The following is a 20,169-nucleotide window of genomic DNA, read 5'->3' on the forward strand; positions in this document are numbered from 1 at the left end:
GCACCGTCGCGATACGCCGAAGGAGCCGCGGCATGTTATCGCCGGCGAAAAGCCGACTAATAAGAGCAGCCACGCTTGCGGTCAGCGCCAGCGGCCTGGCCGCCTCCCTGACCGCCTGCGGCCAGGGAGGCGCGAGCGGAGCGGGCGGGGCGTGCTCGGCCACGGTGCCCGGCATCACGCCCACCGAGGTCAAGGCCGGGATGGTCTGGAGCGACACCGGGCCGGGGGCGGAAACCATGCGTTCCTTCCGGGCCGGCGTGGACGCGCGCCTCCACGTCGCCAACGAGGAGGACGGCGGCGTCTACGGCCGCAAGGTCACCTACGCCTGGCGCGACGACCAGGCCGACCCCGTCCTCAATGTGTCCATGGTCCAGGAGCTCCTTGACCAGGAGAAGATCTTCGGGCTCATCTACGCTCCCGGCGGCGGCAGCGACTCAGCCAAGCTCCTGCAGGAACGCAACATCCCCGTCACCGGCCTCGCCAGCGACCCGGTCTGGCTGGGGATGAACAACATGTTCTCGTGGTTCTACCTCGGGAATGGTTCCAGCACGTCCCTCGGTAAATACGTCCGCGAGCAGGGCGGCACCCGCGCGGGCGTCTTCGCGATCAGCGCGAGCGCCACCAACGGGGACTACACGCAACAGGTGGTGGCCAGCCTGAAGGCCAACAACGTCCAGGTCATCAAGACGTTCCCCACCAGCCAGATCACGAGCTACCAGGCAGTGGCCCAGCAGATCAAGGCGGAAGACATCGACACCCTCACCGGTGTCCTCCTCCCGGACGCCGCCGCCAAGCTGCTCCCCGAGCTCGCCAAGATCGGCATCACCCTCGGCGGCAGCCTCAAGGTCGCACTGATGCCCCTGGGCTACAACAACAGCAGCCTGGCGACATACGGCGCGGCGCTCGCCGGTGCGTCGATCTTCACCTCGGTCCAGCCCTTCGAGCTCAACACCGCCGGCCAGCAGAAGTTCAAGCAGGCGATGAGCGACTACGCCCCCGAGATCCAGCCACCGACCCAGGACCAGGCGGTGAATGGCTGGATCTCCGCCGACCTGTTCATCCACGGCCTGCAGGCCGCGGGGAAATGCCCGACCAGGGAGTCCTTCATCAGCGGCCTGCGCGCCGTCAAGGACTACGATGGCGCCGGCCTGACCCCCAACACCAGCAATGATCTGTCAACGAACTACCGCGAGATCTCGACCTGCTACTTCGCCATAAAGATCAGCAAAGACGGCTCCAGGTTCGAACCCAGCAGCTCCACGGCCACCTGCGGAGACGTCATCACCCCGGAGCAGATGGCCGCGCTGAACCAGCAGCCCTAGAGGGCCAAAGGGTGTGCGAAAATGATCTTCCTTCGCACACCCGGCGGCCGTTGTCCCCAGGATCACTGACGGGTCACGGAACGGCCCGGCCGGCCTCCTGGTGCAGGCGGCCCCGCGAATCCCGCGCACCGGCTCCGGGACGCCGGCAGACGCCGGCGTCCCGGAGCCCCGCGGGGGTAAGTGCTTACTACTATCGACGTCACTAGGAGGAGCCAGCCGCACCTGGGCCGGCACGCCCGCCGCGTCGGATTCTCATCTCCGGCGCGATACCGGGCCGGCGTCGGCGGGAGGCTTCTCTTGCACAGCGGGCGGTCGCCCATCCGGGCGGCCACCGCCGCGACAATGCCGAAGGAAATGCCGAAGGAGCCGCAGTATGCCGCTGCCCACCAGCAAGCGATTATCGAAAGCGGTCGCCCTCGCGGTCAGCGCCGGCGGCCTCGCCGCCTCCCTGACTGCCTGCGGCAACGGAGGCGCGAGCGGAGCTGGCGGGGCGTGCTCGGCCACGGTGCCCGGCATCACACCCACCGGCGTCAAGGCCGGGATGGTCTGGACTGACTCCGGGCCGGGGGCTGCCACCATGCGTTCCTTCCGGGCCGGCGTGGATGCCCGTCTCCACGTCGCCAACGAGAAGGACGGCGGCGTCTACGGCCGCAAGATCACCTACGCCTGGCGCGACGACCAGGGCGACCCGGCACTCAACGTGCCCATGGTCCAGGAGCTGCTCGACCAGGAGAAGATCTTCGGGCTCATCTACGCCCCCGGCGGGGGGCGGGACTCGGCCAAGTTCCTGCAGGAGCGCAACATCCCGGTCACCGGCATCGCGAGCGACCCGGTCTGGCTGGGGATGAACAACATGTTCTCGTGGTTCTACCTCGGAGATGGCTCCAGCACCACCTGGGGCAAGTACATCCATGACCAGGGCGGCACCCGCGCGGCCCTCTTCTCGACGGCCCAGACCGCCGGGAACGGAGACTTCGCCTCGCAGATCACGGCGAGCCTGAAGGCAAACAACGTCAAGGTCGTCAAGACGTTCCTCACCGGCCAGATCACGAGCTACCGGACCCTCGCCGAGCAGATCAAGGCGAACAACATCGACGCCCTTTCCGGCGTCCTGCTCCCGGACGCGGCCGCCAAGCTGCTCCCCGAGCTGGCCAAGCTCGGCGTCACCCTCGGCGGCAGCCTCAAGGTCGCGGTGATGCCGCTGGGCTACGACAACAGCAATCTCACCCAGTTCGGCCGCTCGATCGCCGGCGTGACCATCTTCACCGCCACCCAGCCGTTCGAGCTGAACACCCCCGGCCAGCAGGCGTTCGTGCGGGCGATGAGCGACTACGCCCCTGAGATCCAACCGCCGACGCAGGACCTTGCCGTGGACGGGTGGATCTCGGCGGACCTGTTCATCCGCGGCCTCGAAGCCGCCGGGAAATGCCCCACCCGGGAGTCCTTCATCACCGGCCTGCGTGCCGTCAAGGACTACGACGGCGCCGGCCTGACCCCCGACACCAGCATCGACCTGTCCACCAACCTCCACGAGACCTCGACCTGCTACTACGCCATCAAGATCAACAAAGATGGCACCGCATTCGAACCGACCAGCTCCACGGCCACCTGCGGAGACGTCATCACCCCAGCGCAGATGACCGCCCTGAACCAGCAGCCCTGACGGTTCGGGAACAGCCCGGCCGTCTCCTTGGTGGGGGCGGCCGGGCGAGAATCACGCGCACCGGGCCGGGGCGCCGGCAAAACCGGCGCCCCGGGCACCTCGCTGGGTGAGCGCTCATTACTATCGGCGTCCATGACAAGAGCCAGCCGCACCCGGGTCGCCGCGTCGGCGCACCAGACCCACTTTCTCCGGCGCAGGACCGAGGCCGCGTCCATGCGCGGCTCCTGCGCGCGCCATGGACGCTTACCCGCCCGGGCGGGTACAGCCGCGATATACCGGCGGCGACGCGGCGTGTTATTACCGCCCAGCAACCGATTAATGCGGGCCGCGGCGGTCGCGTTCAGCGCGGGTGGACTGGCCGCCTCCCTGGCCGCTTGTGGCGGAGGCGGCGCGAACGGGGCGGGCGGGGCGTGCTCGGCGACGGTGCCCGGCATCACGCCCACCGAGGTCAAGGCCGGCATGGTCTGGAACGACACCGGGCCGGGGGCCGACGCCCTGCGGGCCTTCCGGGCCGGTGTGGACGCCCGCCTCCACGTCGCCAACGGCGAGAACGGCGGCGTCTACGGCCGCAAGGTCACCTACGCCTGGCGCGACGACGGGGGCGACCCCGCGCGCGACGAGCCCATGGTCAAGGAACTCCTCGACCAGGAGAAAGTCTTCGGGCTCGTCTACGCGCCCGGCGGCAGTCAGGAACCGGCCGAGCTGTTACGGGAACGCGGCATCCCGGTCACCGGCCTGGCCAGCGCCCCGGTCTGGCTGGGGATGAGCAACATGTTCTCCTGGTTCTACCTCGGAGACGGCTCCAGCACCACCTGGGGAAAATACGTCCGCGGCCAGGGCGGAACCCGCGCGGCCCTCTTCGCGCTCGGCTCGAGCGCCTCGAGCGGAGGCTTCACCCAGCAGGTCGCCGCGAGCCTGAAGACAGCCGACATCAAGGTCGTCAAGACGTTCAACGTCACCGAGATCACGAGCTACCAGACGGTCGCCGAACAGATCAAGGCGAACAACATCGACACTCTCGCGGGCGTCCTGCTCCCGGACGCGACCGCCAAACTGCTCCCCGAGCTCACCAAGCTCGGCGTCAACCTCAGGGTCGTCCTGATGCCGACCGGCTACGACGGCAGCACCCTCACCCAGTTCGGCCCCACGCTCGCCGGCACGTCCATCTTCACCTCGATCCAGCCCTTCGAGCTCAATACCGCCGGCCAGCAGAAATTCAAGCAGGCGATGAGCGACTACGCCCCCGAGATCCAGCCGCCGGCCCAGGACCCCGCGGTGAACGGCTGGGTCTCGGCCGACCTGTTCGTCCGCGGCCTCGAAGCCGCCGGGAAATGCCCCACCCGGGAGTCCTTCATCACCGGCCTGCGTGCCGTCAAGGACTACGACGGCGCCGGGATAACCCCCGAGACCAGCATCGACCTGTCCACCAACTTCCGCGAGACCTCGACCTGTTACTACGCCATCAAGATCAGCAAAGACGGCTCCAGGTTCGAGCCGACCAGCTCCACGGCCATCTGCGGAGAAGTCATCACCCCGCAGCAGGTGGTGGCCCTGAACCAGCAGTCCTGAGCCGGCAGTCCGGCGGCCCGGGGTTCGCCCGTCACCCCTCGGCGTGGCGGGCGAACCCTCCCGAGCAGAAGTCCCACACCTCGTCCGTCGTGAGCGGGTGGGCGCCCTCGCTCTCCCCCGCGACCGCGGTCGACTGGGCGAGGAACATCACCGACTGCATGACCATCGCGGCCGCCCGGCGCGGGCGCAGGCTCGTCCGCAGCTGGCCGACCGCGTCGACGCGGGTCATCAGCTCCGCGAACACGCTGAGCATCGGCTCGTGCGCGGACCTGACCTCGGCCGGGTAGGTCATCAGCAGCTGCGTGGCGAAGTCCGTGAACAGCGGGTGGCGGGTGGACGGATCCGGCAGCGAGCTCTCGAACAGCATCCGGATGCCGACCTCGAGCCCGGCCAGCGGGTCGACCTCGGCCGCCGCCGCGGCGCGGATCTCGTCCGCGGAGCGGCGCAGGGCGTTCTCGAACAGCGCCAGCAGCAGCTCGTGCTTGCCGCCGAAGTGCTGGTAGAAGCTGCGCAGCGACTGGTGCGACCGGTCGACGACCTCCTGTACGGTGAAGTCGGTCGACCCCTTCTCCAGGATGATCTCTTGGGCGGCCTCGAGGAACTGCTGCACCTTGCGCTCGGCGCGCAGGCGCGCGGCCTTGGTAGAGCGCTCGACGGCACGCTGCTTCCAAGCTGGCTCGTCACTCAGCGTGCTCAAAGCAAGCTCCTGGTCCTGCGCCATGAGTAGAACGTACTCCTCACCCTGCGTCCAGCCACGTGCGCTCTTTGCTCCCATCCCCCGCGCCACCCGCGAGACCGCTGCTTCCGTCTTCGGAGAATGTTATTCTCCATCGGGTCCGGGCGGAATACCGTCAGGAGGCCCTCCGTGGCTGAGAACCCACCAACCGTCGGGAGCCGGCATGCTCTTTGAGCTGGACTCCGACCAGCAGCTGTGGCGCACGACCGTCCGCGATGTCCTCGCGAAGGAGTGCCCGCCCGCGCTGGTCCGTTCCGTCGCCGACCAGGGCGCGGATCCGGGGCCGCTGTGGCGGACCTACACCGGCCTCGGCTGGACCGAGCTGACCGAGACGACAGAGGCGGTCGAGCTCGCGATCCTGCTCGAGGAGCTCGGCCGGGCCACCGACCCTACGCCCTACCTGGCGACCATGACCTGGTTCACCCCGCTCGCCCCGGGCGTCGTCTCCGGTGACCAGACCGGCACCGCCGTCCTCGAGGGCGTCACCGCCCACCGTGACCCGCACGGCGACGAGGGCTGGATCCTCGACGGCACCGGCCACCACGTCCTCGACGGCGACCGCGCCGACTGGTTCGCTGTGGTCACCGACGCCGGGGTGTTCACCGTGCCCGCCTCCGAGGCGACGGTCCACCGCGAGAACGCCTTCGACCCGCTGCTGCACGTCGCCGACGTCAGCTTCTGGCAGGTCAGGGTCGGCGAGGAGAGCCGGACCGGCGCCGACGTCGACCTCGCCCGCGACATCGCGCTCACCGGCCTCGCGCTGACCATGGTGGGCGCCTGCCGGCGGGTTCTGGATCTCACGCTCGATCACGTGCGCACCCGCCAGCAGTTCGGCGTCCCGATCGGCTCGTTCCAGGCCGTCAAGCACAAGGCCGTCGACATGCACGTGGCGATCGAACGCGCGACCGCGCTCGCCTACTTCGCCGCGCTGACGATCGCCGAACAGGACCCGCGGCGCGCGACCGCCGCCGCGATGGCCAAGGCGGCCGCCGGCGAGTGCACGACGGTCGTGTTCGAGAACGGCTTCCAGCTGTTCGGCGGCATGGGCTTCACCTGGGAGAACGACCTGCAGTTCGCGCTGAAGCGGGCGCTGTCCGGCGAGTTGCTGCTCGGCGGCGCCGACGTCCACCGGGCCAGGGTCGCCGCCGCGCTGCTCGACGCCGACGCGGTGACCCCGGCGGCCAGCATCACCTCGGAGGAGCGCCATGCGGCTGCGGTTTGACGACGACGTCGAGGCGTTCCGCGCCGAGTTCGCGGCCTTCCTCGACGCGAACCTGCCCAGCGTCGAGGAGGCCGCCGAGCGGCCCACCTCCACCGCGCACATGCCGGCGTGGACGAGGCGCTGGCAGCGGCTGCTGTTCGACAACGGCTGGCTGCTGCCGGGCAACCCGCCCGAGTACGGCGGTCGGAACGCCACGCTGCTGCAGCAGTTCGTCCACCTGGAGGAGCTGGGCAGCCGGCACATTTACCACAGCTTCAACCCGCAGGGCCTCGGCATCATCGCCGCCTCCCTGCTCACGTTCGGCACCGAGGAGCAGAGGAAGCGCTGGGCGGTGCCGATCCTCAAGGCCGAGATCACCGCGGCGCTCGGCATGAGCGAGCCGGGCGCGGGCTCCGACCTCGCCGGGCTGCGCACCCGGGCGGTGCTCGACGGCGACCACTTCGTGGTCAACGGGCAGAAGATCTGGACCTCCGGCGCGCACGACGCGGACATCCTGCTTACGTTCGTGCGTACCGACCCGGACGCGCCCAAGCACAAGGGCATCAGCGTCCTGGTGATCCCGACCGACCTCCCGGGCATCACCCGCCGGCCGTTCGGCTCGATCGTGGGCGCGGACGACCTCGACTTCAACGAGGTCTTCTTCGACGACGTCCGGGTCCCGGCGGAGAACCTGATCGGCCAGCTGAACAAGGGCTGGCACGTCGCGAACGGCTCATTGGGCCATGAGCGCACGATGCTGTGGCTCAGCTTCGCCGAGCGGCTCGACGAACTGGTCGACGACTTCCGCCCGACGACGACGCTGGACCGCGACCGATACGCCACCCTCGCGATGGACGCGCAGGCGCTGCGGCTGCTCGGCTCCGCCGCGCTGGCCCGGGCCGCGCGCGGCGAGGAGGACGTGGCCTCGATCTCGGTGCTCAAGCTGTTCGGCTCGGAGTCGGTCCGCACGGCCACCCGGCAGGCGCTGCTCGCCCAGGGTTCCGCGGGGCTGGCCCGCGACGGGCAGACCAGGCCGTTCGAGCACCTGAACCTCGACTGGTTCTACGGGAGCTGGTTCGAGCGGTACGCGCGCAGCTTCTCCGGCACCATCGCTGGCGGAACGTCCGAGATCCAGCGCACGATTGTCGCCGAGCGGGTCCTCGGCCTGCCCCGGGGCTGATCCGTCAGTGGCCCTGAGGACAACGCAGACCTACCAGATCGCTTCGCGATCCGGTAGGAACCCCGGCCGGGCGCGCGAAGAAAGATCATTTTCGCACACCCGTCGGCCCACCAGCCGAACGGTCATGGGAGTACTGACTTGTACATTCTCTACGACGTCGCCGACAACATCGCGACGATCACGTTAAACCGGCCGGAAGCCGCCAACGCGCAGAACGGCCCTCTTCTGGAGGAGCTCAACGACGCCTGGGTCAAGGCGGCCGAAGACCCGGATGTGAAGGTCATCATCCTGCGCGGCGAGGGCAAGCACTTCTCCGCCGGCCACGACCTGAAGCCGGACCCCTCCACCCCGGTGCCCGCGAAGATGACGCTTGAGCACATCTACCAGGTCGAGGCCCGGCGCTACCTGGAGTTCTCGCTGCGCTGGCGCAACATCCCGAAGCCGTCGATCGCCGCGGTCCAGGGCCGCTGCATCGCCGGCGCGCTGCTGCTGTGCTGGCCGTGCGACCTGATCGTCGCGGCGGACGACGCGAAGTTCTCCGACCCGGTGGTCGCGATGGGCATCGGCGGCGTCGAGTACCACGGCCACACCTGGGAGCTCGGGGCGCGCAAGGCCAAGGAGATCCTCTTCACCGGCCGGGCGATCACCGCCGAGGAGGCGGAGAAGGTCGGCATGGTGAACAAGGTCGTGCCACGCGCTGACCTCGACAAGGAGACCAGGGTGCTCGCGGAGCAGATCGCCGCGATGCCGTCGTTCGGCCTGCGCCAGGCCAAGCGCGCCGTCAACCAGACCCTCGACGTGCAGGGCTTCTACGCGGCGATCCAGTCGGTCTTCGACGTCCACCAGACCGGCCACGGCAACGCCCTGTCCGTCGCCGGGTACCCGATCCTGGTCAACCTCGACCAGATGAAGACCACCATCAAGTCCGCCAACTAGGCGGTCCTCACCGGCCAGCCGGCCCCGTCATCATGAGGGCGGCCGGGCCGCGGGCAACCCCGCGGCCCGGCCGCCCTCTGGCATGCCCGGCTACGAGCGTCCGGTCGTCATGGGGAATCCCGACGGACATTGGTGCGCCAGCGGACAACGCGATCTGCCTTTCCCCCGCGACAGATCGTCCACATCGGATGGTTAGGCTGCGATACCAGTCGTTTCCCTGTCCCGCGAGGAGGCCGGATGCTGGCAACGCTGACCGATACCGACCCCGGCGTCGTGGGGCGGTATCGGATCCAGGGACGACTCGGCTCCGGCGGTATGGGTGCCGTCTACCTGGGATTCGACCCGGACGGGCGGCCGGCGGCGGTCAAGGTCATCCGGCCTGACCTGGTGAACGACGTCGAGTTCCGGGAACGGTTCCGCCGCGAGGTCGCCGCCGCCCGCCGGGTGCGCGGCCCTTTCGTCGCCGAGGTTCTGGACGCTGACGTCGACGCGGAGTCTCCGTGGATGGCGACGGAGTACGTCGACGGGGTGACCCTGACCGCCGCGGTCGCCAGGCGGGGCCACCTCGATGGCGCCATGCTCACCGGCGTCAGCAGCGGGCTGGCGAACGCCCTGGCCTCGGTGCACGCCGCCGGCCTGGTGCACCGAGACCTCAAGCCGTCGAACATCCTGCTCGGCCGGGAAGGGCCGAAGATCATTGACTTCGGCATCGCCCGCGCACTCGACGGCACCGTCCACACCAGCACGGGTGCCGTTCTCGGCACGGTCGCCTGGATGGCCCCTGAACAGCTGCGGGGGGAGCGGGCCGGACCGCCAGCAGACATCTTCGCCTGGGCCATGTGTGTGGCCTTCGCCGCCCGCGGCCGGCATCCCTTCCCGGCCGAGGCGCCCGCCGCGACGGCGATCCGGATGTTGCAGGACCACCCTGACCTGACAGACGTCCCGGAGCACCTCATTCCACTGCTGGTGCATGCGCTCGACAAGGACCCGGCCCGCCGGCCCAGCGCGGTCGAAGCGGTCTCCGCCCTCCTCGGCGCCGAGGTCACCAGCCTTGCCGAGGCCGAGCACGCCACCCGTCTGGCGATGGACGGCTCCTGGATCCCGCCGACGCCATCACCGCCACCCCAGATTCCAGATCAGCCTCCGGTCTCGGCTCAGGCCCAGGCGGGACCGTCCGCGGCGGCCGACCGGCCGGTGGATCGGACCCGGGACCGTCACGACCGCCGAACCGGGCTGCGCAACCAGCTCCCCTTGGTCGCCGCGGCCGTCATCCTCATCGTCGGCGCCGCGGCCGCGCTCCTGGTGAAGTACGGCCCGAGCGACCGCGACAAGGATCAAAGCGCTCTCGGTCCGGAGCAGCTCCGGACCGCCGCCGCGAAAGGCGGCAGCCAGTCCGCCGGACCGCTGGCCGGATCGCCGAGCGGTCGGTTCCCGTCCGCCGGGGCCACCGGCGGTGGTGCGGCGGCGGCAATGCCGCCGACTCAGGCGGCGCCGCCCCGGGCGTCGGTGGCCGCGGGACAGCCCGGCCAGGTCGACGGCGCACCGGCGGCGGCCTCGACGCCCGCGCCGAACATGGCACCGGACCAGGCCGCGTCTGCCGCACCGCCTCGGCCAGCCGCGGTTGCCCTCGTCCGCTACAACAACGGCCCCGACCACGCGGCCCTGACCGGTCCCGCGCCGGCCGGCTACCAGAGCGAAGGCGTGCTCGGATCGGTCTACCAGTCCAGTGGTGTGCCGGGCACGCGCCCGCTCTACGCCTGCTGGGCCGGGAGCGACTCGTTCACCTCGACGGCCTCGAACTGTGAGGGACAACAGGTCGCGGGGGTCCTCGGCTGGATCTACGGCTCGGCGCCGTCGACACCGGCCACGAGGGCGATCATCCGGTGCAACACCGGGCGTGGCGACCACTTCGTATCCCTGGACCCGGCCTGCGAGGGCTTGGTGGTCGAGGGCGCGCTGGGCTACGTCATCGCCGGTTGATCAAGCCCTGACATCCCGCGCTCGCAGGCGCTGGTTCCCTGGAGAGCCACGCGGAGCCCCCGCGGCCCGCCACGCCGGGCCATGCGGCCGTTGGACCGCCTCGCGAACGTCTGGCAAGCCGTGGGTGAACGGCACCCGAGCGGCTGGCCGGCGGATCCGGGCGCTCGCTAGAGTCCGCCCCGTGCCCACCGCCCGGCCTGACTCGCCGGTCGATCCAGCGACGGAACGCGGGTCGGCCGCCACAGCGACGGGCGCGGTATCTACCGAAGCGGCGACAGAGAACGCGCGCCCGGCGGACGCCGCGCCTGTCAGCCGGCCAGGCGCCACCGGTAGGCCGGGGATTCCGGTCGTCGCCCTCGTCGCCCTCGCCGCGGTCGCCGTCCCGCTGGTTCTCCGGCTAGTCCACGCCGACACGCCCGGTGTCCGGGCATGGTGCACGGTCTTTCTCGCGGTGACCATCCAGGCCCTTCCTTTCCTGGCCCTCGGTGTGCTGGTGAGCGGCGCGGTGGCAGCGTTCGTCCCGGACGGGGCGCTCGGCAGGGTGCTTCCGCGCCGCGGGACACTCGCGGTGCCGGTCGCGGGGGTGTGCGGGGCGTTCCTGCCCGGGTGCGAGTGCAGCTCGGTACCGGTGGCCAAACGGCTCGCCGACAACGGCGCGCCACCGGCCGCGGCCCTGACGTTCATGCTTGCCGCTCCGGCCATCAACCCGGTCGTCCTGGTGGCGACTGCCGTCGCCTTTCCGAACGCGCCGCGCGTGGTCGTGGCGCGGTTTCTCGCGTCGTTGCTCGCCGCCATCGTGGTCGGGCTGGTCTGGCACCGGTTCGGCACGTCCTTCGCCACGCCGGTCCCTGGCGGGAGGCATCACGAGCACGCCGGGCGGCCGAGCCGCGTCGACCGGCTGAACCGGCTCGCCGAGGTCGCCGGGCACGACTTCCTGCACGCCGGTGGCTTTCTCGTCCTCGGCGCGGGACTCGCCGCGACGCTCAACGTCGCCGTGCCGCGCTCGGCGCTGTCGGCGGTCGCCGACGCCGGGTTTCTCACCGTGCTCGCTCTTGCCGCGCTGGCCGTGGCGCTCGCGATCTGCTCGGAGGCGGACGCCTTCGTCGCGGCCAGCATGTCCCAGTTCCCGCTGAGCGCACGGCTGGCGTTCCTGGTGGTCGGGCCGATGGTCGACGTGAAGCTCGTCGCGATGCAGGCGGGGACGTTCGGCCGCCGCGTCGCCCTGCGGTTCGCGCCGCTGACCTTCCTCGCCGCCCTCCTGTCGGCGGTCGTCGTCGGGGAGATCCTGCTGTGACCACCCAGGCGCCCGGCCACGCCGGACCAGACGGCCACGCCGGGCCGGCCGGCCACACCGAACCAGACGGGAGCACCGAAGCGGGCGGCCACGCCGGACCGGGCCGGTCCGGCGAGGGCTTCCGCGCCGAGTGGGTCGGCCCGCTCGGCGGGCTGGTGCTGCTGGTCGTCGGCATCACCTGCCTGCGCCTGGTCCAGACCGGCGCCTACACGTCCTACGTCCGGGTCGGGATGCGCGTCCCGCTGCTCGCCGCCGGGGCGCTCGTCGCGCTGCTCGGCGTGGTGGCCCTCGTCCGCTACGCCCGCTCCGGCGGGCACGACGACCACCCCGCCGAGGCCGCCGTGAAGGGCTCCCCGGAGAACGCGCCCGCCGCCACCGCGGGCGCCGGCGATCCCGGCCAGAGCGGTCACCACCGTCACGGCCTACCTCGGGTCGCGGCGCTCCTGCTGCTGCCCGCCGCCGTCGCCTACCTCGTCGCTCCGCCGTCGCTCGGCGCCTTCAGCGCCGCCCGGGCCACGGTGACGGTGCCGGCCCCCCGCGCGCTCCCGTACGCGCCGCTGAAGCCCGGCCCCGACGGCACGGTCACCCTCCCGCTGCGCGAGGTCGTCGAGCGCGCCTACGACGGCCGCACCCTGGCCGGCCAGACGCTGCGTGTCACCGGCTTCGTCGTGTCCCCCGCCGGGGGGCGCCTGACGCTGACGCGATTTGTCATTCGTTGCTGCGCGGCGGACGCCGAGCCCGCGGCGGTGAACCTGACACTTCCGCCCGGCGTCGAAACGCCCGCCGAGAACGCCTGGATCACGGTGCTCGCACGCTGGGACGGTGTCCCGCCGTCGGATGACCGGCCCGGTCTCGTCGCGCGGTCCCTCGAGGTCATTCCACCCCCGGCCGACCCTTACGAGACCTGAGCCGACGGCCTTCAGGATGAGGGGCCGCGCGGGCACCATCACGTCCCAATCCGCGTCACCGGTAACGGCCTGTTTACCAACCTGTAGCGCCGCTGTGCGGATCTCGCCGCGCCGGGACGCTAACGTGCACGCGCCCTGTCCACCGTCCGATCGGAGCTACATGAGTCTCCGTCATTCCCGGCGAGCGCGCTGGGGCGTTGTTGGAATCGCCGGCGCGCTGGCGGCCGCGCTGGCCTTCGTCGTGCCGGCCGCGGCCGCGCCGACGAATGCCAATGGCCCTGGCTCGGTGAAGGTACAGATCGTCGGGCTCAACGACTTTCACGGCAACCTGCGTCCACCCACCGGCAGCGGTGGTCTCGTCGGCACGGTGAACGCCGGCGGCGCCGCCTACCTGGGCACCTGGCTGAACAAGCTGCGCGAAGGCCAGCGCAACACCGTCACGGTCTCCGCCGGAGACAACGTCGGCGCGAGCCCCCTCATCTCCGCGCTGTTCCACGACGAGCCGACGATCAGCCTCTTCAACAAGCTCGGCGTCGACATCAGCAGCGTCGGCAACCACGAGTTCGACGAGGGCAAGGCCGAGCTGCTCCGCCTGCAGAACGGTGGCTGCAACCCGGCCGACGGCTGCCAGCTGGGCGAGTTCAAGGGCGCGGAGTTCCAGTACCTGGCCGCCAACGTCCTGGACGAGAAGACGAACAAGCCGATCCTCGCCCCCTGGGCCATCAAGAACTTCCAGGGCGTGAACGTCGGCTTCATCGGCATGACTCTCGAGGGGACGCCCGGCATCGTCACCGCCGACGGCGTGAAGGGCCTGAAGTTCACCGACGAGGTTGCCACGGCCAACGCCGCGGTCAAGGAGCTGCACAAGCGGGGCGTGCACACGATCGTCGTCCTGCTGCACCAGGGTGGCTCGCAGGCGAGCAGCGGCACCTATGACGGCTGCACCGGCCTGTCCGGCCCGATCGTCGACATCGCGAACGGGCTCGACCGGGATATCGACGTCGTCGTCTCCGGGCACACCCACCAGGCGTACAACTGCGTCGTCGGCGGCAAGCTGGTCACCCAGGCCGCGTCCTTCGGCCGGATCCTCACCGACATCCGCCTGACCATCGACAAGAAGTCCGGCGACGTCACCACGGCCAGCGCCCACAACCAGATCGTCACCCGCGACGTCACCCCGGACCCCGGCGTCCAGGCGCTCGTCGACGAGTACGGGGCCAAGTCCGCCCCGCTGGAGAACCGGGTCATCGGGCGGATCACGACCGACATCACCCGGACCGCGGCGCCCAGCGGCGAGACCCCGCTCGGTGACGTCATCGCCGACGCCCAACTCGCCGCCACCTCGGCGGCGGACAAGGGCGGCGCGGTGGCCGCCTTCATGAACCCCGGCGGTGTGCGGGCCGACCTCACCTACGCGCCGTCCGGCTCGGAGCAGCCCGGTGAGGTCACCTATGGCGAGGCGTTCACCACCCAGCCGTTCGCCAACCTGCTGACGGTCATCTCCATCAGCGGCGACGCCATCAAGCGGGTGCTAGAGCAGCAGTACTCCCTCAACCGGGTCCTGCAGCCGGCCGGCATCACCTACACCGTCAGCCAGAGCGCGCCCGTCGGCTCGAAGGTGAGCAACATCGTCATCGGTGGCCAGCCGCTGAACCCGGCCGCCACCTACCAGATCGCCGTCAACAACTTCCTCGCCGGTGGCGGCGACGGGTTCTCCGTCTTCACCGAAGGCAAGAACCCGGTCAACCAGGGCGTCGACCTGGACGCCTTCGCCGCCTACCTCACCGCCAAGTCCCCGCTGGCCCCGCCGGCCACCAACCGCGTCACGCTGGCAGCCTGACCAGCGGCCCAACACTCGACGCAGGGCTTCCCTCAGCGGTGCCGTCGTCCCGGCCATCCAGCCGGGACGACGGCACCGTCCTCGTCCCCTGCCCGTTGGGTCGCCGACCGGGACGACCGTGCGGCCGTCCCGGTCACTGATGGTGGCGCCGTCGCCACGCTGACCGGGGCCGGGAAAAGCCGCGGAGGGGCGCCGCGCACGAGGGCTACAGCTGAGCCAGCCGGGGCGCGGCGCGCTGGGCGCGGATGAGGGCGCCGGCCTGGCGGGTGAGCTCGCGGGTGTTGCCAAGCAGGCCGTCGAGGACCAGCGCCCGGCGGATGTGGTGGTGCAGGGCGTGCTCGGCGGTGAAGCCGATGCCGCCGAGGACCTGCTGGCAGTGCCGGGCGGCGTCAAGCGCCGCCTGGCCAGCTGCCGCCTTGGCGAGCAGGCAGCCCAGCTCGTCCTCGGCGACCGTCAGCGTCGCCTCGGCGCCCTCCAGGGCGACGTAGGTCTCCGCGAGGCGATGGCGCACGGCCTGGAAGGCCGCGATCGGCTTGCCGAACTGGGTCCGGTCGAGCGCGTGCGTGCGGGCGAGGTCGAGCATCGCCCGCCCCGTGCCGACGAGCCACCAGCCGAGCGCCCGTCGGCCCGCGGCGAGCGCCACCGGGTCCGCGGCAGCCTTCCCGCCGTCGGCCGCGTCCGGGTCGACGGCCCGCAGCGGCAGTGCGGCGTCCAGCACCCCACCGTCGCCCCCCGCGTCCGCGCGCTCCCACACGACCTGCCGGCCGCCGGCATAGGGCAGCGCCACGGTGCCACCGACCGGCTGGCCCGCGGCGGCAAGCAGCACATCGTTGACCAGCGAGGCGTGCGCGCCCGTCTCCCCCAGCAACGAGAAGACCAGCGGGACGGCGACCTCGGGCTCCTGGGCGAGCAGGTCCTCCCAGCCGACCTCGGCCAGGGCCGCGTCGAGCGCGGCACCCGCCGGGGTCGCGGTCATGGTCCCGCGCAGCGCCTCGGCGAGAAGCTCCCGTTCCTCCGCGTCCACGGCTACTCCTTTCCGAAGCCTGGCGATTCAGCCATGGTCATCCGATCTGTGTTGGAAGCCCGGTCTTCAGCCCGACAGAGAAAGGATGCCCTTCAATGGCGGGAATTCGACACCTGTTCCTTTCCCGTATAGTGGGGCCATGTGCCGTTTCCGGCTTTACCCGACTGCCGACCAGGTCGCCGGGCTGGAGAAGCACTGCGCCCATGCGCGGTACGTCTGGAATCTGGCCATGGAGCAGCAGTCGTGGTGGAGGGCAGGGCGTGGCCCAGCACCCGGATTCAACGAGCAGTGTCGCCAGCTCACCGAGGCGCGACGAGAAAATCCGTGGCTTGCGGCCGGTTCCCATACTGTCCAGCAGCAGGCGCTGCGAGACTTCGCCGCAGCGATGGCAGCTTTCTTCCGAGGTGGCCACGGCAAGCCAGGTTTTCGCCGACGTGGCCGATCGGAAGGGTTCCGGGTCGTGGGAAGCCGGCCACGACAGTGGGATGTGCAGATCCTGAGCCGCAACTGGGCCCAGCTGCGGGTTCCAAAGGTCGGCTGGGTGCGACTCCGCCGTTCCCGCCCGGTGCCGGAGGCTAGGTCGTACCGGGTCACGAGGGACAGGGCAGGTCGGTGGCACGTGTCGTTCGCGGCCATCCCCGAGCCTGTTCCCGAGCCGGGAAGCGGCAGAGTGGTCGGGGTCGACAGGGGCGTGGCCGTGTCCGCCGCCCTGTCCACCGGCGAGCTGTGGCAGTGCCCCAGTCTGCGGCCGAAACAGTCCGAACGGCTGGACAGGCTGCAACGCAGGCTCGCCAAGGCAAAACCTGGTAGCAGGCGGCGCGACAGGCTCAAGAGCCAGATCGCGCGGCTTCGCGCCCGCGAGACTGACCAACGCAAAGACTGGGTCGAAAAGTCGAGCACGGATCTGGTCCGACGGTTTGACCTGATCCGGGTTGAAGATCTGCGTATCCGGCAGATGACCCGCTCTTGCAAAGGATCTTCTGATGCTCCGGGACGTAATGTCCGGGCGAAGTCTCGACTTAACCGGGCGATCCTCGCCCAAGGCTGGGGAATGCTGGCCCGCCGGCTGCGAGAGAAGGCGCCTAGCAGAGTGGAGGAGATAAATTCCGCGTTTACGTCGCAGACGTGTTCGGCGTGCGGGATCGTGGATCGGGAGGCGCGCGAGAGCCAAGCCGTCTTCCGCTGCCGCGTCTGCGCCTACACCGGCAATGCTGACGTGAATGCGGCTCGCAATATCGCCCGAGGGCATCGGGTGACGGCACGGGGAGGCGGCCCGGTGGGGCAGCCGGTGAACCGTGAACCTCAACGGACCGCACCTCCCTTCGTGACGGTTGCGTAGTCGTTGGAATCCCCTGTCCTTGGGCAGGGGAGGATGTCAATCCTTGCCCAGGTTCAGGAGCCGGCGGGCGACGATGTTGCGCTGGATCTCGGCGGTGCCGCCGTAGATGGTCGCCGCCCGTGAGTACAGGTACTCGGTGCGCCAGTCGCTGTCGGCCAGCTCGATCACGCCGGGCAGCACGTCGCGCGCCGTGTTGGACAGCAGCTGCTCGGCGGTCGCCAGCAGGATCTTGTCCACGGACGTCTCCGGGCCCAGGTTCGCGCCGGCCGCGAGCCGGCGCTGGGTGTTGCGCGAACGGCAGCGGACGGTGTGCAGCGCCAGGTAGGCGGCGCCCACGGCCGCGTCCGTGGTCGCGGTCGGCTCGCTCCCGTCCGTGTCCGCGTCGGCGACCAGCCGGTCGAGCCGGGTGAACAGGTAGGTGATCCGGTGCCAGAAGCAGGTGGACCGCTCGTAGGGGAGCAGGTCCATCGCGAGGCTCCAGCCGTCGCCTTCCTTGCCGAGCATCCGCTCGTGCGGCACGACGACGTCGTCGAAGAACACCTCGGCGAACTCGTCGACGCCGTGCATGGTGCGCAGCGGGCGGACGGTGATGCCGGGGGTGTCCATGTCGACGAAGAACGCGGTGATGCCGGCGTGGCCGGGCGCGGTGCGGGTGAGCAGCACGCACCGCTGCGCGTACTGGGCGAGGCTGGTCCAGACCTTCTGGCCGTTGACGACCCAGGCGCCGTCCTCACGCTGGAGGGCGCGGGTGGTCAGCGAGGCGAGGTCGCTGCCGGAGCCGGGCTCGGAGAAGCCCTGGCACCACTGTTCGCGCCCGGACAGCAGCCACGGCAGCATCTCCGCCGCCAGCTCCCCCTTCGCATACGAGATCATCGTGGGGGCGAGGACCTCGACAAGCGAGTAGTTGGTGGCGTCGGTCAGGTCGCGGGCCGCCACCTCCTCGCCGAGCACGGCGCGCAGCACGTCCGGCCCGCCGAGGCCGCCGGCCTCGACCGGCCAGCCGTAGCGCATCCAGCCGGCGTCGAACAGGGCACGGCGGACCTTGCCGAGCTGGGCGACCTCGGCGTCGAGCGAGTGGTCGGCGGGCTTGGCGAGCCCGGCCGCGTGCTCGTCGAGCCAGGCCCGCACCGCGGCGCGGAACTCCTCGACGGTCGCCGTCTTCCCGTCCACCGGCGGGACGAACCCGGCGGGCACCAGCGAGGTCGGGCTCACAGGTTGATCCGCTCGATGACGTGCGGGATGCCGTGGTCGTGCGCGCCACTGCGGCGGATGAACGTCATGGCCCTGGTCCGCAGCCGCCAGCCGTCGGCGGTGCGCAGGTAGGTATCCCGGTAGTAGCCGATGCGCATGTCGTGCTTGGAGTGCTCGATGAAGCACAGCGGCTGGGTACCGGTCGCGTTGATCCCGTCGTCGGCGAAGTCGATGGCGGGCGTTCCGGTCAGGAACAGGCCCTTGGGAGCGGCCCCCACCAGCGCCGGGAAGTCCTTCAGCGCGAAGGTGTCACCGAAGGCGGTGTAGGTGCCGTCGGGGGTGAAGACCTTGACCAGGCCCTCGATGTCGCCCTGGGTGATGGTCACCGCGTAGCGAGCGAGGGTCTGCTGGATCTCGACAAGATCCTCGATGCGGTTCGGCTTCGCCGCCGCGGTCTCGGGCACTGGGTTCTCAGACAACGGGGTCTCCGGCACGCTGGTCTCGGGCTCAGTAGACAAACTGCTTACCGCCCTTCATCACGAAGGGGACGCGGGTGAAGACCCGAATGTCCTCGAGGGGGTTGTCGCGGACGGCGATCACGTCGGCGAGCAGGCCCTCGCCCAGCCGGCCCCGGTCGGTGACGTCGATGAGGTCGGCGCCGACGATGGTGGCGGCCTGGATCGCCTGCAGCGGCGTCATGCCCCGCTCGACCATGGTGACCAGCTCGTTGCCGTTCTTCCCGTGCGGGATCGCAGGCGCGTCGGAGCCGATGGCGATCTTCACGCCGGCCTCGATGGCGTTGCGGATCGACGCCTTGGCCTTCGGCCAGTCCCGGGCGGCCTTCGCCTGGATCCGCGGGTCGGAGGACTTGAGCACTTCCATGCCGTCGATCAGCGCCTGAGTCGCGACCAGGTAGGTGCCCCGCTTGACCATCAGGTTGATCGTGTCGTCGTCGATCATGAAGGCGTGCTCGATGCAGTCGACGCCGCACTCGACCATCTGGGTCACGGCCTCCGAGCCGTGGGTGTGCGCCGCGACCCGCAGCCCGCGCCGGTGCGCCTCGTCGGTGATCGCGAGCACCTCCGCGTCGGAGTAGTGCTTCGCGCCCGCCGGGCCGGTAAGCGTCATGGTGCCGCCGGAGCCGCACATCTTGATGACCTGGGCGCCGTGCTTGATCTGGTGGCGGACGGCCTTGATGACCTCGTCGACGCCGTTGGCGAGGCCTTCCTCGACGGTGAGCTGCAGGACGTGCGGGGCGAACTGACCGAACATCGTCGGGTCGAGGTGGCCGCCCGTCGGGGTGATGGCGTGGCCGGCGGGCACGATCCGCGGGCCGTCGACCCAGCCGGAGTCGATCGCCTTCATCAGCGCCACGTCGAGCAGGTAGCCGCCGGTCTTGCAGAACAGGCCGAGGTTGCGCACGGTGGTGAAGCCGGCCCGCAGGGTGCGGCGGGCGTTCTGGGTGGCGCGCATCATCCGCAGCGGCGGGTCGTCGCGCATCTGCCCGGTGAACTGGTTCTCACCGGGGCCGCCCATCAGGAGGTTGAGCTCCATGTCCATCAGACCGGGCACGAGGATCAGGTCGCCGAGGTCGATGACCTCACCCTCGGGCTGACCGCCCAGGCCGACGATGTACTCGCCGTCGACCTTGAGGATCCCAGGCCGGATGATCTCCCCGTGGTCGACGTCCAGCAGGCCCGCAGCCTTGAGGGTCAGCATGGAGGCGCTCACCTCTTCCCTTCGAGCCCAGCCAGGATAAGACCAGCCAGGTTAGGAGAATCACGTTCTCAGACTTGAGTGCCAGATTTTCACGCGGGGCGCCGCCGCGTCAAACGTCCCGACCCGGGCCCCAGGCCGCTCCCCAGAGGCCGCGAGCCCTCGACCAGCGCGAACCGGGCCGCGCGTGGGGCCAGAAGCGACACCGAAGATCGATTACATCGTTGATTCTCGTAGGATGAGAAGCTAGTTTCCCTCCACGAGAACAGC

At 70.3% G+C, this 20,169-nt stretch carries 16 protein-coding genes; 11 read left to right on the forward strand and 5 right to left on the reverse strand.

Annotated features, from left to right (window positions below; genetic code table 11):
• Positions 1–32: 32 nt before the first annotated feature.
• The 3 genes from BCD48_RS07150 to BCD48_RS07160 all read left to right on the forward strand — a co-directional run bounded on the left by BCD48_RS07150 (position 33) and on the right by BCD48_RS07160 (position 4,554).
• Complete coding sequence (locus tag BCD48_RS07150; protein WP_071047490.1) at positions 33–1,322, forward strand: ABC transporter substrate-binding protein; 1,290 nt, start codon at positions 33–35, stop codon at positions 1,320–1,322.
• Positions 1,323–1,695: 373 nt separating this feature from the next.
• Positions 1,696–2,985 (forward strand): ABC transporter substrate-binding protein, encoded by a 1,290-nt coding sequence (locus BCD48_RS07155; protein ID WP_071047491.1) that lies wholly within the window; start codon positions 1,696–1,698, stop codon positions 2,983–2,985.
• Positions 2,986–3,303: 318 nt separating this feature from the next.
• On the forward strand, positions 3,304–4,554 hold the full coding sequence (locus BCD48_RS07160; protein ID WP_071047492.1) for an ABC transporter substrate-binding protein: 1,251 nt from the start codon (positions 3,304–3,306) through the stop codon (positions 4,552–4,554).
• A 31-nt stretch (positions 4,555–4,585) separates the two neighbouring features.
• On the opposite strand, the gene BCD48_RS07165 is transcribed toward BCD48_RS07160, so the two are convergent.
• Positions 4,586–5,251 carry a TetR/AcrR family transcriptional regulator gene (locus BCD48_RS07165; RefSeq protein WP_071047615.1) on the reverse strand — a complete coding sequence of 222 codons (666 nt, stop codon included), beginning with the start codon at positions 5,249–5,251 and terminating at the stop codon, positions 4,586–4,588.
• A gap of 202 nt (positions 5,252–5,453) precedes the next feature.
• Between BCD48_RS07165 and BCD48_RS07170 the strand changes: the two genes are divergently transcribed.
• The 7 genes from BCD48_RS07170 to BCD48_RS07200 all read left to right on the forward strand — a co-directional run bounded on the left by BCD48_RS07170 (position 5,454) and on the right by BCD48_RS07200 (position 14,629).
• Positions 5,454–6,512 (forward strand): acyl-CoA dehydrogenase family protein, encoded by a 1,059-nt coding sequence (locus tag BCD48_RS07170; RefSeq protein WP_071047493.1) that lies wholly within the window; start codon positions 5,454–5,456, stop codon positions 6,510–6,512.
• Positions 6,496–7,671, forward strand: coding sequence for an acyl-CoA dehydrogenase family protein (locus BCD48_RS07175; RefSeq protein ID WP_071047494.1), 1,176 nt, complete (start codon positions 6,496–6,498; stop codon positions 7,669–7,671). Before BCD48_RS07170 ends, BCD48_RS07175 begins: the two co-directional genes overlap by 17 nt.
• Before the next feature lie 138 nt (positions 7,672–7,809).
• Entirely contained in the window at positions 7,810–8,607 is a 798-nt protein-coding gene (locus BCD48_RS07180) for an enoyl-CoA hydratase (RefSeq protein WP_071047495.1), read from the forward strand.
• Between the two features lie 237 nt (positions 8,608–8,844).
• Positions 8,845–10,587 carry a serine/threonine-protein kinase gene (locus BCD48_RS48770; protein WP_071047496.1) on the forward strand — a complete coding sequence of 581 codons (1,743 nt, stop codon included), beginning with the start codon at positions 8,845–8,847 and terminating at the stop codon, positions 10,585–10,587.
• A 124-nt stretch (positions 10,588–10,711) separates the two neighbouring features.
• Positions 10,712–11,881 carry a permease gene (locus tag BCD48_RS07190; RefSeq protein ID WP_083418278.1) on the forward strand — a complete coding sequence of 390 codons (1,170 nt, stop codon included), beginning with the start codon at positions 10,712–10,714 and terminating at the stop codon, positions 11,879–11,881.
• Positions 11,878–12,789 (forward strand): TIGR03943 family putative permease subunit, encoded by a 912-nt coding sequence (locus BCD48_RS07195; RefSeq protein WP_071047497.1) that lies wholly within the window; start codon positions 11,878–11,880, stop codon positions 12,787–12,789. Before BCD48_RS07190 ends, BCD48_RS07195 begins: the two co-directional genes overlap by 4 nt.
• A 160-nt stretch (positions 12,790–12,949) precedes the next feature.
• Positions 12,950–14,629, forward strand: a complete 1,680-nt coding sequence (locus tag BCD48_RS07200; RefSeq protein WP_071047498.1) for a bifunctional metallophosphatase/5'-nucleotidase — start codon at positions 12,950–12,952, stop codon at positions 14,627–14,629.
• Positions 14,630–14,834: 205 nt separating this feature from the next.
• On the opposite strand, the gene BCD48_RS07205 is transcribed toward BCD48_RS07200, so the two are convergent.
• Positions 14,835–15,653, reverse strand: coding sequence for an acyl-CoA dehydrogenase family protein (locus BCD48_RS07205; protein WP_083418279.1), 819 nt, complete (start codon positions 15,651–15,653; stop codon positions 14,835–14,837).
• Positions 15,654–15,792: 139 nt separating this feature from the next.
• On the opposite strand from BCD48_RS07205, the gene BCD48_RS45660 reads away from it, so the two are divergent.
• Complete coding sequence (locus tag BCD48_RS45660) at positions 15,793–16,992, forward strand: RNA-guided endonuclease InsQ/TnpB family protein (protein WP_083418280.1); 1,200 nt, start codon at positions 15,793–15,795, stop codon at positions 16,990–16,992.
• A 36-nt stretch (positions 16,993–17,028) separates the two neighbouring features.
• On the opposite strand, the gene BCD48_RS07210 is transcribed toward BCD48_RS45660, so the two are convergent.
• From BCD48_RS07210 to BCD48_RS07220, 3 genes are read right to left on the reverse strand one after another with little or no spacing between them, the layout of a single operon-like run.
• Complete coding sequence (locus BCD48_RS07210; RefSeq protein WP_083418281.1) at positions 17,029–18,204, reverse strand: acyl-CoA dehydrogenase family protein; 1,176 nt, start codon at positions 18,202–18,204, stop codon at positions 17,029–17,031.
• Positions 18,201–18,662: a nuclear transport factor 2 family protein gene (locus BCD48_RS07215; RefSeq protein WP_241841567.1), complete on the reverse strand. Its 462-nt coding sequence runs from the start codon at positions 18,660–18,662 to the stop codon at positions 18,201–18,203. Before BCD48_RS07215 ends, BCD48_RS07210 begins: the two co-directional genes overlap by 4 nt.
• 28 nt (positions 18,663–18,690) lie before the next feature.
• Complete coding sequence (locus BCD48_RS07220) at positions 18,691–19,902, reverse strand: metal-dependent hydrolase family protein (protein ID WP_071047500.1); 1,212 nt, start codon at positions 19,900–19,902, stop codon at positions 18,691–18,693.
• Positions 19,903–20,169: the final 267 nt, after the last annotated feature.

It is taken from the genome of Pseudofrankia coriaricola, assembly GCF_001854805.1.
Classification (GTDB): Bacteria; Actinomycetota; Actinomycetes; order Frankiales; family Frankiaceae; genus Pseudofrankia.